General features: G+C 62.7%; 15 protein-coding genes. 8 read left to right on the forward strand and 7 right to left on the reverse strand.

From position 1 onward, the window contains the following. Positions 1-48: 48 nt before the first annotated feature. The 3 genes from FF124_RS06000 (at position 49) to FF124_RS06010 (ending at position 3,533) form a co-directional block, all read left to right on the forward strand. Positions 49-1,839: a heparinase II/III domain-containing protein gene (locus tag FF124_RS06000; RefSeq protein ID WP_138747583.1), complete on the forward strand. Its 1,791-nt coding sequence runs from the start codon at positions 49-51 to the stop codon at positions 1,837-1,839. 12 nt (positions 1,840-1,851) lie between these two features. Continuing rightward, positions 1,852-2,646, forward strand: a complete 795-nt coding sequence (locus FF124_RS06005; RefSeq protein WP_138747584.1) for a DUF7402 domain-containing protein — start codon at positions 1,852-1,854, stop codon at positions 2,644-2,646. 125 nt (positions 2,647-2,771) lie between these two features. Next, positions 2,772-3,533 (forward strand): FadR/GntR family transcriptional regulator, encoded by a 762-nt coding sequence (locus FF124_RS06010; protein ID WP_246072212.1) that lies wholly within the window; start codon positions 2,772-2,774, stop codon positions 3,531-3,533. A gap of 51 nt (positions 3,534-3,584) precedes the next feature. On the opposite strand, the gene FF124_RS06015 is transcribed toward FF124_RS06010, so the two are convergent. Continuing rightward, entirely contained in the window at positions 3,585-5,465 is a 1,881-nt protein-coding gene (locus FF124_RS06015) for a DUF2264 domain-containing protein (protein ID WP_138747585.1), read from the reverse strand. Positions 5,466-5,850: 385 nt separating this feature from the next. Here FF124_RS06015 and sciP point away from each other — a divergent pair, with 385 nt between their 5' ends. After that, entirely contained in the window at positions 5,851-6,126 is a 276-nt protein-coding gene (gene sciP, locus FF124_RS06020) for a CtrA inhibitor SciP (protein WP_138747586.1), read from the forward strand. 163 nt (positions 6,127-6,289) lie between these two features. Here the strand turns inward: sciP and FF124_RS06025 are convergent, their stop codons facing one another. Then, entirely contained in the window at positions 6,290-6,640 is a 351-nt protein-coding gene (locus FF124_RS06025; RefSeq protein ID WP_138747587.1) for a flagellar export protein FliJ, read from the reverse strand. 432 nt (positions 6,641-7,072) lie between these two features. Between FF124_RS06025 and ctrA the strand changes: the two genes are divergently transcribed. Next, complete coding sequence (gene ctrA, locus FF124_RS06030) at positions 7,073-7,774, forward strand: response regulator transcription factor CtrA (RefSeq protein WP_138747588.1); 702 nt, start codon at positions 7,073-7,075, stop codon at positions 7,772-7,774. Between the two features lie 70 nt (positions 7,775-7,844). Here the strand turns inward: ctrA and FF124_RS06035 are convergent, their stop codons facing one another. The 3 genes from FF124_RS06035 to chpT form a co-directional block, all read right to left on the reverse strand. Further along, a complete protein-coding gene (locus FF124_RS06035) occupies positions 7,845-9,152 on the reverse strand; it encodes a TolC family protein (protein ID WP_138747589.1) in 1,308 nt (435 codons plus the stop codon). Between the two features lie 79 nt (positions 9,153-9,231). Then, the gene (locus FF124_RS06040) at positions 9,232-10,440 is read right to left on the reverse strand and encodes an efflux RND transporter periplasmic adaptor subunit (RefSeq protein WP_187326831.1); all 1,209 of its coding nucleotides are present in this window, start codon (positions 10,438-10,440) and stop codon (positions 9,232-9,234) included. Between the two features lie 172 nt (positions 10,441-10,612). After that, positions 10,613-11,254, reverse strand: a complete 642-nt coding sequence (gene chpT, locus FF124_RS06045; RefSeq protein ID WP_138747591.1) for a histidine phosphotransferase ChpT — start codon at positions 11,252-11,254, stop codon at positions 10,613-10,615. Positions 11,255-11,459: 205 nt separating this feature from the next. On the opposite strand from chpT, the gene FF124_RS06050 reads away from it, so the two are divergent. Together FF124_RS06050 and FF124_RS06055 are read left to right on the forward strand one after the other, a co-directional pair. Then, positions 11,460-12,080 (forward strand): DUF1134 domain-containing protein, encoded by a 621-nt coding sequence (locus FF124_RS06050; protein WP_138747592.1) that lies wholly within the window; start codon positions 11,460-11,462, stop codon positions 12,078-12,080. Between the two features lie 13 nt (positions 12,081-12,093). Further along, the gene (locus tag FF124_RS06055) at positions 12,094-12,366 is read left to right on the forward strand and encodes a hypothetical protein (RefSeq protein ID WP_138747593.1); all 273 of its coding nucleotides are present in this window, start codon (positions 12,094-12,096) and stop codon (positions 12,364-12,366) included. 6 nt (positions 12,367-12,372) lie between these two features. Here FF124_RS06055 and FF124_RS06060 read toward each other — a convergent pair whose 3' ends face one another. Both FF124_RS06060 and FF124_RS06065 read right to left on the reverse strand, forming a co-directional pair. Continuing rightward, the gene (locus FF124_RS06060) at positions 12,373-13,200 is read right to left on the reverse strand and encodes a TrmH family RNA methyltransferase (RefSeq protein WP_138747594.1); all 828 of its coding nucleotides are present in this window, start codon (positions 13,198-13,200) and stop codon (positions 12,373-12,375) included. Then, a complete protein-coding gene (locus FF124_RS06065; RefSeq protein ID WP_138747595.1) occupies positions 13,200-13,592 on the reverse strand; it encodes a hypothetical protein in 393 nt (130 codons plus the stop codon). Before FF124_RS06065 ends, FF124_RS06060 begins: the two co-directional genes overlap by 1 nt. 73 nt (positions 13,593-13,665) lie before the next feature. On the opposite strand from FF124_RS06065, the gene FF124_RS06070 reads away from it, so the two are divergent. Next, the gene (locus FF124_RS06070; protein WP_138747596.1) at positions 13,666-14,691 is read left to right on the forward strand and encodes an RluA family pseudouridine synthase; all 1,026 of its coding nucleotides are present in this window, start codon (positions 13,666-13,668) and stop codon (positions 14,689-14,691) included. Positions 14,692-14,771 lie beyond the last annotated feature (80 nt).

The raw sequence follows: 14,771 nt of genomic DNA on the forward strand, positions 1-14,771 counted from the left end.
CGCCGTCGCCCGTCCGCAAACGGGTCCGGCCGGATACGGGAGGACGGAATGTTTCGCGAGCGCCTTGAGGCCCTGCCGGATGCCTTCGAGCCTTTCTCGCCGGGCTGGCCTGCCGCCGACCGCGACAAATGGTCATCCCTGCCGGAGGAATACGCCGCCCGGCTGACCGAGGCCGCCGAAAACTGTCCCGCCGCGTGGCCGGCGCTTTCCGCGAGCGGCTATCTCGCCTTTTCCCGCAATGGCGACCGCATCGGCTACGAGACGCCCTACATGCAGCGCCGGCGCATGCTGAACGCACTGGCGCTCGGCGAATGCATTGCCGGCGACGGGCGTTATCTCGACCGGATCATCGACGGCGCGCTGCTGATCGCCGAGGAAAGCGGCTGGCAGTTGCCGGCCCACAATGTCTATATCCGCGATGCCAAGGTATTGCCGCTACCCGATCCGCGCCGCCCGGTCGTCGACCTGTTCGCGGCGGAAACCGGCGCCGAGCTTGCCGTGCTTGCGCCCCTGTTCGAAGCGGAATTGAACGCGGTGACGCCGATGATCGTGGCCCGGCTTGACTGCGAGATCAGCCGCCGCGTCATCCGCCCCTATCTGGAAGAGCATTTCTGGTGGATGGGGCGGGGCGACGAACCGATGAACAACTGGACGGCCTGGTGCACGCAGAATGTGTTGCTGGCCGCCTTCTCCCGTCCCTTCGATCATCAAACGCGCCTGAGCGTTGTCCAGAAAGCTGCCGCAAGCCTCGATTTCTTCCTCAAGGATTACGGTGATGACGGCGCCTGCGAGGAGGGCGTGCTCTACTATCGCCATGCCGGGCTCTGCCTGTTCAACGCCCTCAATATCCTTGCTACGGTCGCGCCCGACGCCTTTGCCCCGCTCTTTCGCGAACAGAAGATCCGCAACATGGCGGAGTTCATCGCGTCCATGCATGTCGGCGGCGACCGCTATTTCAATTTCGCCGATTCGTCCGCGCGGGCAGGCTTTTGCGGCGCGCGCGAATATCTCTTCGGCAAGGCCGTCGGTTCGACCATGCTTGCCGATTTCGCCGCCGCCGACTGGAAGACTTCGCCCGAACCCGACGCCCCGGAAGAGATCAACCTGTTCTACCGCCTGCAGGGCGCCATGACCGCCTCGGAACTGGCGGCGCATCAGGCGCCGCGCCCGACGCCCGAAGACTGCTTCTTCCCGAGCATCGGGCTGATGGTGGCGCGTGATGATTGCTATGCGCTTGCGGTAAAGGCCGGCGACAACGGCGACAGCCACAATCACAACGACACCGGTAGCTTCACCCTCTACAAGGACGAAAAGCCCTTCCTCATCGATGTCGGCGTGGAGACCTATACCGCCAGGACCTTCTCCCCCCGGCGCTATGAAATCTGGACCATGCAGTCGGCCTATCACAACCTGCCGAGCTTCGGCGGGGTGATGCAGCAGGACGGAGAAGCCTTTGCTGCACGTGACGTCGCTGTCACGCTCGATACCGATGCCGCTCGCATCTCCATGGAACTGGCCGGGGCCTATCCGAGGGAGGCGGGCGTCAAAAGCTACCGTCGCACGGTGACCTTCACCAAGGGACGGGGCATCGACATCACGGACATATGCGACGCCGAAAGGCCCGCCATACTCTCGCTGATGGTCGCGACCAAACCCGAGGTCACCGAGAGACGGATCACCCTCGCCGGTCTCGGAGAGATCGCCGTCGAAGGCGGCGGCATGCCTGAAGTCGAGGCGATCGCCATCACCGATCAGCGCCTGAGAGCCGCCTGGCCCGACACGCTCTATCGCATACAAATCCCCCTGGGCGGCAAGACGCTCAGGCTTCTCATCAACTGACGGGAGACACCCATGGAGATCACGCTTTCCGTTCTGGACAAGGCCGGCAAGGTGCGCGCCCGCAAGACCGGAACCGAGGCCGTTTCACTGTTTTTCAGGGAGATTTACGAAGCCGGCGACCGCATCACCGTCGAAACCGACAGCCTCGGACGCTTCGTGACGCTTGCAATCGACAACGCACTCGCGCCGGCGATCATGCTGCTGAAGGAAGGGAGCTTCAGCTTTCCCGTCCCCTTCGGCGACGCGAAAACCATCTACGCGCCGACGGCCTTCTCGGGCGGCAACCACAGGATTGCGGCGCATGCGACCGGCGCGGACGCGCTTTCCGGCATTCGCAACCTGGCCCTCAACCCGGCAGATCACGGGGGAAACCGCGCCGCCTACCCGCATGCCTCCGCCAGCGTCGAGACGCGTGGTGAGGCCGCCTTTGCCGCGCGCAATGCCATCGACGGCGAGATCGCCAGCGACGACCACGGCTTCTGGCCCTATACAAGCTGGGGCATCAATTGCGACCCGGAAGCGACGATGACGGTCGATTTTGGCCGCAAGGTCATCGCCCAATCGGTCGTGCTCTATACCCGCGCCGATTTCCCGCATGACGCCTGGTGGACCTCGGCCCGCGTCACCTTCAGCGACGGCCACTCCATCGATGTGCCGCTTGAAAAAACCGGCGCCGGCCAGCGCTTCGCCTTCCCCGAACGCGAAACGGAATGGGTGCGGCTCGAGCGGCTGATCAAGGCCGACGACCCCTCCCCCTTCCCGGCGCTGACCCAGATCGAGGTCTGGGGGCGGGAAACCCCGGCGTGACCACTCATCTCGGGTGAAGACAATGTTGTATTGCATTTTCTGCCAACTTATCATACAATTTTGGGCGAGGAGACGTTTCGCGTCCGGCTCGACCTGAACGGTCCGATCACACAGGGGGATGAAACTTGGCAACGCAAACCGCCGCCCGTAACGGCACCCTGGTCCACAAGGTCAGTGAAGCCTTGCGGAAATCCATTCTGGACGGCGTGTTCATGCCCGGCGAGAAACTGCCGAGCGAGGCCCAGCTGACGCAGGAGCACGGTGTTTCGCGCACCGTGGTGCGCGAGGCTGTCGCCGCGTTGCGCTCCGATGGCCTTGTCGAACCGCGCCAGGGCGCCGGCGTCTTCGTTCTCGACCCGATCTCATTCGCCTTCAGGCGCACCAATCCGATGGTCGATTCGGATCGGATTTATACATCGCTGGAGATTCTCGAGGCACGAACGCCATTGGAGATCGAGGCTGCTGGCCTTGCCGCCCTCAGGCGTTCGCCGGCGCAGGAAGAAGAGATCTTCGAGCAGCATGCCGCCGGCATTGCCGGACGCAATGACGGCAAGGCGTGGAGCGAGGCGGATATCGGACTGCACCTCGCCATTGCCAAGGCCACCAATAATCCGCTTTTCGCCACCTTCCTGGAAATGCAGGGCAAGGCGATCATTCCCCAGACAGGCCAGGTGATAGAAACCGATGACGGCGGCGAGGTCGCCTATCGCAACCTGTTGATCAAGGAACACGAACGGATCATCTTCGCCATTTCCAACGGCGACGAACAGGGCGCGCGCGATGCGATGCGCGAGCACCTGAAAGGCAGCCTCGGGCGCTACCGCAACCTTCTGCGCGAGGAGCGCGTGCGCCATATGGCAAGGCTTCAGCAAGACAGCGAAGCTTGACACGCACGGCTGCGTGACCGGCTTCCGGCCCGCCCCGGCTGCCCACGTTTCTCAGATCGTCACGCCATTCTCGGCGCAGAACGCCTTGACCGCTTCCGGAAGGTCGACCGGCGGCAACGCCTCCATCGACTTTGTCACACCAAAGACCGCCGTTGCGAGAAAATGCTCGCCGGCCGGAAGCTCGCCGAAAAGGCGGGGGAAGAGCGTGCGCGGAAAACGGATATTCGTGTTGGGCGCCGCCCGGATGATCTCGCCGGCGCGCGTTCCGGAAAGATCGACGATCGCGGTGGTATGGGTCGGCGTCGCGATGCGCGCGCGGCCGGCAGCAGCGGAGAGACCTCCGGCAAAGGCCGGCTCACGCTCGCCGGTGCGATCAACGGCAAAGCCGCTTTCGCTGACGAACAGCCGGTCCTCCGTTCTGATGCGATGCACGCGGACATGCCACCCCTCGCCGGCGAAATCCAGCCAGCTATCGATCCGCAATCTGTCGTCCGGTTGCCATGCGCCCCAGACCATGCCGCGGTCGACGCCCTCTTCGGTGATCACCGCGCGCGAAAGATAGCTCAGCCCGTCGCGCGAGACGGCAAGACCGCAATCGACGGCGCTGCGATCGGGGTGATCCGGCAGGGTGACATCGGCCTTCACCGAGAAACCAAAGGCGGAAGAATAGGCGAAACGGGCATATTTGGCGTCATGGGCGCGGTGCTCGCGCCCGTCCTGCCCGCCGGTCAGCATTACCGCATCACCGGGCGCACGCCTGAGGATAAAGCTTGCCGCCGGCGAGAAGACCCGGCCGCCGGGCAGCGCCTCCGGCGGCTCTTCCTCCGCCGTCCAGAAGGGATGGTCGTCTTCAAGCGCCAGGACGAGAAAGGATTTCAGCGCCCAGTAGGGCGAGCCCGGCGCATTGTAGGATTCTGACATCAACAGGTTCGGATAGGCATAGCCGATCGTCAGCACGCCATCCCTGTCGGCGATCGGCATTTTCGACCACCAGCGCAGATGTCTGAGAAGAAGACCCTTGATCCGCCCCCAGGGCAATACTTCCTCATCGGCAAAGGCGCAGGCCGCCCAGAACGCGCCCTCGGCAAAGCGATAGGTCAGCGACCGGCCATGCGGCACCGCCGCGCCGTCATCGGCAAACCAGTGCTGAAAATCCTGGGCATAAATGCGGGCGCGCTCCCGGTAGCGCGCGGCATGCTCGGGGAAGACGTCCCCGGCGTATTTGGCGACGACCAGCCCGTAGAAGTGCAGCGCCATCGGCAGGTAGTAGTCGCGGTGGCCCCATTTGCCATCGCGATAATAGCCGTCGCCGAGATAATAGGTCTCGATGCGCTCGAGTGCGGCGCGCACGGCCTCCTCCGACCATTGGCGTCCGACATTTCTCAGGCCGAGATTGACCAGCACGCGGAAGAACAGCCAGTTATTGTCGGGCACCTCGCGCTCGTTGATCATCAGGAGCCAGCGTTCGGCCTTGTCCTTGGCGGGCTCGGACATCGGCCGCCAGAAACATTCCGGCGCGAGGAGAAGCGCAAGGGCAATGCCCGCGGTCTCGACCAGCCGCTGGTCGAAATCACCGGGTTCGCCCCAGAATTCCTCATGGTTGACGTCCATGCCGTGAGAGAAGCCCTCGACGAAGCGCCGGCAATCCTCGAAATTGAACCCGCCGGCAACCAGCGGTACGATGCCCCAGAGCGGACGGACAAAGGCCTCCATCTCGGCCGCGTCGTCGTCATAATGGGCGGAGCCCGCCGAAAGCCGGAGCCGCGCATTGCCGGGGGAATACCAGGGCACGAGCGGCGCATGGAAAACGGTGACGGCAGCCTGCAGGTCCTCCTTGGTCTTGAGCGGGTTGCCGGCCATGGGATTGCAGTCCGCCATGCGCCGCACAAGCGGCTGGCGGTCCCATTGCGAAAATGACTGTCCGGAAACCATGCCTTCAAACTCCTCTTGTGCGTCCTGCCTCGATCCTCTGCGGCAGGTCTACCGCGATGCAGCGTCAAATGAAAGGTCGGCACCTGAAAGCGGCCGGCGCTATCCGGTGCGGGGCGGCCCTGCTGACGACAGGAACAGCACCTCCCGGCCATGCACGGTAGCCAATTTCATCAATGTAAGAAATAACTAACTTTGAAGTTTCGAATATTCCTGAACGCAGGAGCCGGCACAGGTGCATTGCTGCCCGTACTGTCGTTCCCTAAGCCCGTGAAGCGGCTGGGAGACAGGCATTCTGGTTACCAGAGGGTTACCCCGCCCTTAGGCAAATTTTAAAAGTACCGCGCTAGCTTGACGCCATAGGTTGTGAGTTTGTGTAGAGAGTACGATGACCGAATTAGCCCGCGTTCGCGCAAAATACGTCATAGGCCCGGACGGCAGTCCGTTGACCGTGGCAGACCTGCCGCCCTCCAACACAAGACGCTGGGTGATCCGGCGCAAGGCCGAAGTGGTCGCTGCCGTGCGCGGCGGACTCTTAAGCCTGGAGGAGGCCTGTGAGCGCTATTGCCTGACGGTCGAGGAATTCCTCTCCTGGCAGTCGTCAATTGATGATCACGGCCTTGCCGGCCTCCGGACCACCCGCATCCAGCAATACCGCAACTGAGGCGACGCGGAGGACCCTCCCCCTGGGCGCGGTTCAACCAACGAGAAAACGGCGCCCTCGTCCGCAAGGACGGCGGCGCTTTTTTCGTCTCCCACAGACCTCAAAATGAAAGGCCGCACCCTTCTGGATGCGGCCTTGATGCGTTCATGGCGACAGCGGAGGCTCAAGCGCGTTTGCGGTTCGGCCCTTCGCGCATTTCCAGCGCCGCAGCGCGCTCGTAATCGACTTCCATCTGGGCAAGCTCGGCTTCTGCGACCGCCTGCTGCTGGCGCAGGTCTGCCACGGAAACGGCCAGATTGTCTGCCCGCTGGCGGGCGGACTTGGCGAATGTGGAATAGGCGAAATGGGCGGGATCGGAAATCCCGGAACGCTTTTCTTCCGCCGCGATCTGCTGCATGAGTTCGTCCGACATGCGCGCGAACTCATCCATCATAAGCTGCAGTTGCTGTAACTGCCGCTTTTTTTCCTTTACCTGAAACGCCTTCAGACGCAACAGACTGTTTCGTGCCTTCATACGCAAAACTCCCCGGCTGACGAACGCATTGCCGAAAGGCGCCCCCCTTCATGATTTCTGATTCGTTCTCCAGTCCCTGGGAATTGATTAACGAATTCGAAATCCCGGTAACCTTTCATTTACAGTCATCAATGATCATAGGACGCATCACTTAAGGGTCGGTAAACCGAAAGCGGCAAAAAACCAAAACTTGCGAGTCGAATGAATCACTTAGGCAGTTTGGTTAATCTTTTTTGTCGGACCTGATGACCGAAAAAACATAATGATTTCAATGATATTGAAATGTTCATTAATGAATTATGTTCGTATTGCCAAAATGAATCAGAATTTGTTAACCATTCAATGGCAGCTTCTAAATCAGGTCATCACTGAGTCCGTATCGCGTCGGGGCGACACCAGACCTTTCAATTGCGGCGGTTCAAGGGGAAAGACATGCGGGTTCTTTTAATCGAAGACGACAGCGCCACGGCTCAGAGCATCGAGCTGATGCTGAAGAGCGAGAATTTCAACGTCTATACGACGGATCTCGGGGAAGAAGGCGTCGACCTCGGCAAAATCTACGACTACGACATCATCCTTCTCGATCTCAACCTTCCCGATATGTCGGGCTATGAAGTGCTGAAGGCGCTTCGGGTTTCGAAGATCGCCACGCCGATCCTCATCCTCTCCGGCATGTCCGGCACCGACGACAAGGTGCGCGGCTTCGGCTCCGGCGCGGATGACTACCTGACCAAGCCGTTCCACAAGGAAGAGCTGGTCGCGCGCATTCACGCCATCGTCCGCCGTTCCAAGGGCCACGCCCAGTCGATCATCACCACCGGCGATCTGTCCGTGAACGTCGATGCCAAGACCGTCGAGGTCGACGGCCAGCGCGTCCATCTGACGGGCAAGGAATACCAGATGCTCGAGCTTCTTTCGCTCCGGAAAGGCACGACGCTGACCAAGGAAATGTTCCTCAACCACCTTTACGGCGGCATGGACGAACCGGAGCTGAAGATCATCGACGTGTTCATCTGCAAGCTCCGGAAGAAGCTCGCAAATGCCGCCGGCGGCACCAATTTCATCGAAACCGTCTGGGGACGCGGCTATGTGCTGCGCGATCCCGACCAGCAGGAAATGCAGAAGCGGGCCTGAGCCTGCCGCGTCTCCTCCCGAAAAATGCGGCGCCCGGCGCCGCTTTTTTTATGCGCCCTTCCCGTCCGGCCTATTGCGTCGCGGCGCCCGCCACATCGTCCGTTTTCTCGGCCGGCGGCGCGCAAAGTAGCCTGAGATCGGCCTTCAGCCGCTCGATCTTGTAGCGGGCCGCGCGAACGTCGGCGCGGGCCTTTTGCACGTCATTTGCCGCCGTGCAGCGCTCCGCCGGATCGGCGCTTTCCAGCAATGTTTCGGCGCGGGCCAGGACGGAGCTCGCCGCAGCCAGTTCGCTCTCGGCCCCCGCGATCCCCAGCTTCAGCGAGTCGAAATCGCTCATGAAGGCGCGTCGGTTGTCACGCGCCGTCAGGATCGTGTCGAGCAGCGTCAGCCGCGCCTCCTGGGTCATGCGCAGCGCGTCGCCCTCGTCGATGATCGGCAGCACGTAGGAGATCAGGAACTGAAGATTGAAGCCCCCGGTCTGGGTCATGAAGCTTGGGATGGAGGTCGTCAGCCGGGTGAAACGCGACTGGCGTGCGATCTCGAGCTGGGCGGCGGCGGCCTCGACCAGCAGGTCCTCCAGCCGCTTCTTGCCGGAGCGGGCAAAACAGGCCTCGGCATTTTCGCTGGTCGCCTTCGGGTAACCGGCGAGCGCCGCCGTCAGGGAACGGCCGGGGGCGACCGCGTAGCCCCCCTCAGCAAGTCCTGAAAGGCCGAGCAACTCGTCCCGCTTCGAGGCCAGCGACCGGGAGACCGCCATCGCCTCGCGGCGGGCGGTGTCAATCTCGTCCTTCAGCGTTTCGAGCTCCATGGCGCTCGAGTTCCCGAGCGCGACTTCAACCTCCAGATCATCCACCCGGCATTGCAGTGCCTTACGCTTGAGCGCGACGGTCTCGCGCTGGAAGTCGAGCGCGGTGTAGTCGTTATAGGTGTCGAGCAGTTCGCGTGTGGCATTGCGCTGGGCCACCTGGTATTGCACCGGAATGAGGCGGCCGGCGACCTTCACGGTCTTGCGGTCGAGCCTCAGAAGGGCACGCGAGATATCCCAGTTCACCCCGAGCACGATGTTGGAAACGCTGTCAGTCGCCTCGAAATCGCTGTTGAAGGTCGAGATCTGCCGCGCCTCGGCGCTGACGCGCGGATAGCGGGCCGATTTCACCTTGTCGAGATCGAGCACGGCGCGGGCACGGGCGATGCGCGCGCGCATGAAGTCCTTGCCCCTGGCATTCGCGCTCGTCAGAAGTTCAGACGGGCCAAGCGCCTTGCCGTCATCGGGCGGATCTGGCGGCGGGGCGTTGAGTTCCGCCTCCATCACATCGATCCGCTGCACGGTTTCCTTCAGCTGGCTCGAGGCGCAGCCGGAAAGGGCAGCGGCCCCCAACAGGGCGGCGCCGGCAAGAGCGGTTCGGCGACGGCTGCGACTTCTCGCAAGCTCCCGTCTCGAAAAAACGTCGGCAGTTCTAGTCAAGGACGAAATCACCCGGATTGAGCCCCGAAAGCACGCGGATATAGTCGTCGGAGATATCGCCAAGCTCGACCCTGATCAGTTCCGGCTCCTCACCCTCGTCCTTGCGCACGAAGGTCTGGTCATCCTTGATCACCACGGCGGAGACCGGCACTGCGGGCTCCTCACGCACGCTCGGTTTGGTAAAGCGGCAGGTTGCCGTCTGGTTCAAAAGCGCGGGCCCGGCCGGATCGCGAAAGGCCACCTCCACCTCGGTCGAAAGCGCGCCTCTTGCGCGCTCCGCCGGGGTTTCCAGCGCACGAAAGGCGGAGATTTCGGCGGCACGGGGCTTGCCGTCGACCTGCGGGGCGACGGTAACGTCGGCGTTGCGCACCAGACGCATCTCGGCATCGTTGAACTGAAGCCGCGCGCCGAGTTGCCCCGGGTCGACCAGAAGGGCAAGCCGGTCGCCTTCATCCACAGTCAGCTTGCCGTCGGCAGCCGTCGTGGTTTCGACATCGACCAACCGGCCTGCGGCCGGCGCTCTGACAACCGCGTTTTCGAGTTTTGCCTCCGCCTCGGCGAGGGCGTTCTCGCGTTTCCTGACATCATGGGTCAGGCGGATAACCTCGAGGCCTGATTCCTGGCGCGCAAGGGCGGTCTCCCGCCGCTCCCGTTCAAGCGCGGCATCGGCCTCGTGCAGCTTGCGCTGGGCTTCCTGATAGCGGCCAAGCGCCAGCCGGCCCTGGCCATAAAGCCGCTTCATTTCGGCAAACTGGGCGGCAAGATAGTCGCGCGTCGCCACCTTCTCCGCTTCGTCTAGGCTCTGGATGGCGCGGGTGTTTTCCTGATAGGCGCCCGTCCGGTAATCGAGCCGCGCCCGCACATAATCCAGATCGAGGCGGATCTCCTCGGCCCGCCGCTTCAGCGCGTCCGTATCGTAACGCGCGATCACATCGCCCGCCTTCACGGAACGCCCGTCGGCAACGTCAAGCGCCAGACGTCCGGAGACCGGCGCGACCACCGCCATCGGCCGTCCATAGCCGATTTTGCAGGCGCGAAGGATCTCCTCCGGAAAGGGTCGCATCTCGACTGGCACGCGCCGCGCCTTTCGGGCCGGATCGGCGACGGCGATCTGATAGGTCTGGTCCGCCAGGGCAAGGCCCGGCAGGACAACAAACAGCGCGCCCGCTGAGATGTTCAGCGCGGCTTTGACGAAAGACACGGCAGGCTCCCTCAGAAACTGACGGGAAATGGGTGATCTCGATTTCCTTCGAAACGCCGAACCGACGATTTTGTTTCGGCGTTTCCCTTGCCCGAAAGAGGATGAGGACAAAGCGTGACGAAAATGGGATGGCCCCACGCTGCAGCGCGAAATTTTCGTGCGTTCGAAGCGCTCAGACCGCCGGCTTCGCCTCGAACACCACTTCGCCCTCATTGACGACAAACTCGACGGACATGCCGGATTCCTCGGCGAGAAGGGCTGTGTAATAGGGCTGGACATTGTGCGAGGTGATCGGGTCTTCCATCACCCCGCCATAGATGCGGGCGAAGTCGGTCGGCACCTGCACATAAGGGCCTCGAGCGCGGATGATGAAGGCGAAGATGTCGCCGGCCGAGTCAAGCCCGACATCGATCGTGCCGCCGCGCGGAATGGTCGACTGGGCGACGAGAAACAGGTTGAGGAGCAGTTTGACCCGGTCCTTGGGCGCATTGAGGCGCGGGCCGGTCCAGTTCAGCGTCACCCGCTTTCCGAGCCCGATCAGGTCGCGTGCCGCCGTTTCGGCCTCGCCGGTATCCAGCGGGGATTGCAGCGTGCCCGATGCGCCGAAGGCGATCCGGGCGAATTTCAGGTGCACGGTGGCGCTCAACGTGCTCTGGCGGATGAGGTGCAGCGCCTCCTCGTCCATGCCGCCCTCATCCAGCAGTTCCAGCCCGTTTCCGGCTGCCCCGATGGGGTTGACCACATCATGGCAGATGCGGCTTGCCAGAAGCGCGGCGAGGTCGGCGCCGCTCAGCGTCAGATTGGGATTTTTCATCGGTTCAGACTTCCTTCCGATTGGACCGGGCGCCAGGCCATTGACCCTTCAAAGAGGCATTCAGGGAAAATCGCCACATTTGGTAAATCCATTGTTAAGAGGTCATGCTCACAATGGCGGCGGGCTCCACGCTTGCCACATTCACAGAAAAAGGCAATGGCAGAGCGCCCCGGTCATGCCAGAAAGCAACAGGAATGGAACCGCCATGCTCGCTCGAACAGTTCTGAGGCCCGTCTCGGCCCTCCTTTTTGCCCTGCTTCTGCTGACGGCGTTTGGCACGCTTGAAACGCAGGCCCAGACACAGCCGCAGCAACCGCCGGCCGTCGTCCAGCCGCAGCAGAATGGCGGTTTCACCGCCGACGAGGTGCTTGATGCCGGCAATAATTTCTTCGGCTCAGCCAGTTCCGGCCTTGCCTCCGCCCTGCAGAACGCCTTCTCGAAATACGGCCTGCCGAATGGCTATATTTTAGGTTCGGAAGGCTCCGGCGCCTTCATCGCCGGTCTGACCTATGGCGAGGGCCAGCTCAACACGAAGAATGCCGGCATGCACAAGGTCTTCTGGCAGGGACCCTCGCTCGGCATCGATTATGGCGGCGACGGCTCGCGGGTGATGATGCTGGTCTATAACCTGCCGTCAGTCCCCGATCTTTATCGCCGCTATGGCGGCGTCTCGGGCTCGGCCTATGTGATTGCCGGTTTTTCCATGCAGGTCTATACCAACCGCAACATCGTCATCGTGCCCGTGCGCTCCGGCGTCGGCGCCCGTCTCGGCGTCAATGTCGGCTATTTGAAACTGACCCCGAGACCCACCTGGAACCCCTTCTGAGCGGAGATGCTGCTTGGCGGTCGAGCCTGAAACACGAAAGCGCGAAATCGAGGCGCGCTACGCCGCGCTTTGCGCGCGGGTGGAAGCGTCCGCCGGCGCGCCGCAAGAGGATGCGGCGCTGAGAGAAGCCTTTGCCGAACTCGCGGCGATGATGATTGCCTATGCCCACGATACCGGCGCGCAGAAGGCGATCCTGGAAGCCCTTTCGCGCGACGGGGAGCGCAGCGGCAGCGACCGGCTGAGCCTTGCCGCCCGAGCGCTGCAACTGATTGCAAAGAACGACTGACGCCGATCAGCCGATGCGGCCGGTCGACAGCGCGAGCTGATAGAGCGCGATACCGGCAGCCGTCGCGACATTGAGGCTGTCGAGCCCCGGCGATTGCGGGATGCGCACCGGCCGGAACGCCTCGAGGATCGCCGCCGGCAGCCCCTCCCCTTCCGTGCCCAGCACCAGCGCCGTGCGCCGTGCCGGCGGCAGCGCGTTAAGCGCCGTGTCGCCGGATGGCGAAAGGGTGACCACCTGGAAACCGGCCGCATCCAGCGCAGTCAAAAGGTCTTCGGCGCTTCCGCCCCGGCTCCAGGGCAACTTCAGAACCGAACCGACCGAGACCCTGAGCGCCTTTCTGTAGAGCGGATCACAAGAGGTCGCATCAAGCAGCACGGCATCTGCGGCAAAGGCCGTGGCGTTGCGGAAGAGCGCGCCGACATTGTCATGATTGGACAGGCCGATGGCGACGGCGACGAGCGCCGTTTCGCCAAGTTTCGCGATGACCTCCGCGGCCGTCGGAGGTTCACTTACGCGGCCAAGCGCCAGCACGCCGCGATGCATGTCGAAACCGGCGATCGCATTCATCACCCCGGCACTGCAGACATAGACCGGAATATCGTCAGGGAAGGCCGACAGCATATCGGCAATGCCAGCGAGCCGATTTTCGAGCACCAGAATGCGATCAGCGAGGAAACGCCCCTTGGCATGCGCTTCGGCCAGCACCCGCAGCACCACCGTGCCCTCGGCGATGAACAACCCGCGACGGCCGACCAGATCCTTCTCCCTTATGGCGCGGAAGGGCGCGATGCGCGCATCTTCCGGCTCCAGAATCGTGATCGGGCTTGCCGCCATCAGTCGAAGCGGATCTCGACATCGGCGGCCATGCGGCCGGAATTGAGATCGAAAAGATAGAAGGTCTGCTCGCCGTTTTCCTTCTGGCCGTAGATCAGCGCCTGGCCGTTGCCATAGCTGATGTCGGCGATCGTAAAACCGCGCGGCAGCGTTGCGGTCAGCGCGCGCGGCGCATCCGCCGGCACGATCGCGCCCGACGATGCCGCTGCGGTCTGCTCGTCCGGAGCCTCTCCGAAGACCTTGTAGAGCACGGCGCCGAAAACGGCCATCAGCGAGACGATCATGATCAGGGCGGAAATGATCTGCAGCCGCAGCATGCGCCGGCGCACCAGTTCGACGGCCGGATCAAGCGGCTGTTCTTCTTCCTGGTCTTCGTTACGGTGTTGCGACATTGTCCATTGCTCCGCAGGATGGTTTGGCATAAAAGCGCCACTCTCGCACCTGTGCTCTCAAAAAAACATCCAGATGACAGACGACCCCTTTAAACAAACCGAGGCCAATAGAAAAGTCCTTCTCGTTCCCGATGGCACGAAAGAACGCCTCGATGCCTTTGTCGCTCGGCAGATGGGCGATGGCGTGTCGCGCACGCGCATCAAGGCGCTGATCGGCAAGGGGGCCGTCACCATCGACGGAGAACCGGCGACCGAGCCAAGCCGTAAGGTGACGCCCGGGACAAAAATCACCGTCATCGTGCCGGAAGCCGAAGAGGCCGAGCCGGAAGGCGAGGACATTCCGCTCGACATCCTCTTCGAGGATGATGACATCATCGTCATCAACAAGCAGGCCGGTCTCGTCGTGCATCCGGGCGCCGGCAACTGGACCGGAACGCTGGTCAATGCGCTGATCTATCACTGCGGCGACACGCTGTCCGGCATTGGCGGGGTCAAGCGGCCGGGCATCGTCCACCGGCTCGACAAGGATACGACCGGCGTGATGATCGTGGCGAAGAACGATGCCGCCCATCAGGCGCTCGCTCAGCAATTTGCCGATCACGGCCGCACAGGGCCGTTGCAGCGCGCCTACAAGGCGCTGATCTGGGGCCGGCCGCGCAATCTGCACGGCACGATCGACGCGCCGCTCGGCCGCGCCTCCGACCGCATTCGCCGCGCCGTCAAGTCGAGGGACAGCGCCGATGCCGATTTCGCCATCACCCATTATAATGTCGAGCAGCGCTTCGGCGAACGCCCCGACGGAACGGCGCTGGCAAGCCTTGTGGAATGCCGTCTGGAGACCGGACGCACGCACCAGATCCGCGTCCACATGGCCCATATCGGCCACCCGTTGATCGGCGACAATCTCTACGGTTCCGGCTTCAAGACCAAGGCCAATCTTCTCGAGGAACCGGCGCAATCGCTGGTGCGCGGCTTTCCCCGCCAGGCCTTGCACGCAGCGCTTCTCGTCATCGAGCACCCGGCAACGGGCGCCGAGATGCGGTTCGAAGCGGCCCTCCCCGCCGACATGAGCGAACTCAGCGCGGCATTCGACCGATAACCGGAACATTCCAGTGAATGGAGTGTTTACCGTTCGAATACCTTGAAACACGAGATTGCCATAATTAAATCCCGGTTTCC

Origin of the sequence: Martelella lutilitoris, assembly GCF_005924265.1 — a bacterium.
In the GTDB taxonomy this organism is placed as follows: Bacteria; Pseudomonadota; Alphaproteobacteria; order Rhizobiales; family Rhizobiaceae; genus Martelella; species Martelella lutilitoris.

Excerpts from the sequence above, each read along its gene's own strand:
- FF124_RS06000 (WP_138747583.1), top strand. The coding sequence starts at position 49 with ATGTTTCGCGAGCGCCTTGAGGCCCTGCCGGATGCCTTCGAGCCTTTC.
- FF124_RS06005 (WP_138747584.1), top strand. The coding sequence starts at position 1,852 with ATGGAGATCACGCTTTCCGTTCTGGACAAGGCCGGCAAGGTGCGCGCC.
- FF124_RS06015 (WP_138747585.1), bottom strand. The coding sequence starts at position 5,465 with ATGGTTTCCGGACAGTCATTTTCGCAATGGGACCGCCAGCCGCTTGTG.
- sciP (WP_138747586.1), top strand. The coding sequence starts at position 5,851 with ATGACCGAATTAGCCCGCGTTCGCGCAAAATACGTCATAGGCCCGGAC.
- FF124_RS06025 (WP_138747587.1), bottom strand. The coding sequence starts at position 6,640 with ATGAAGGCACGAAACAGTCTGTTGCGTCTGAAGGCGTTTCAGGTAAAG.
- ctrA (WP_138747588.1), top strand. The coding sequence starts at position 7,073 with ATGCGGGTTCTTTTAATCGAAGACGACAGCGCCACGGCTCAGAGCATC.
- chpT (WP_138747591.1), bottom strand. The coding sequence starts at position 11,254 with ATGAAAAATCCCAATCTGACGCTGAGCGGCGCCGACCTCGCCGCGCTT.
- FF124_RS06050 (WP_138747592.1), top strand. The coding sequence starts at position 11,460 with ATGCTCGCTCGAACAGTTCTGAGGCCCGTCTCGGCCCTCCTTTTTGCC.
- FF124_RS06060 (WP_138747594.1), bottom strand. The coding sequence starts at position 13,200 with ATGGCGGCAAGCCCGATCACGATTCTGGAGCCGGAAGATGCGCGCATC.
- FF124_RS06065 (WP_138747595.1), bottom strand. The coding sequence starts at position 13,592 with ATGTCGCAACACCGTAACGAAGACCAGGAAGAAGAACAGCCGCTTGAT.
- FF124_RS06070 (WP_138747596.1), top strand. The coding sequence starts at position 13,666 with ATGACAGACGACCCCTTTAAACAAACCGAGGCCAATAGAAAAGTCCTT.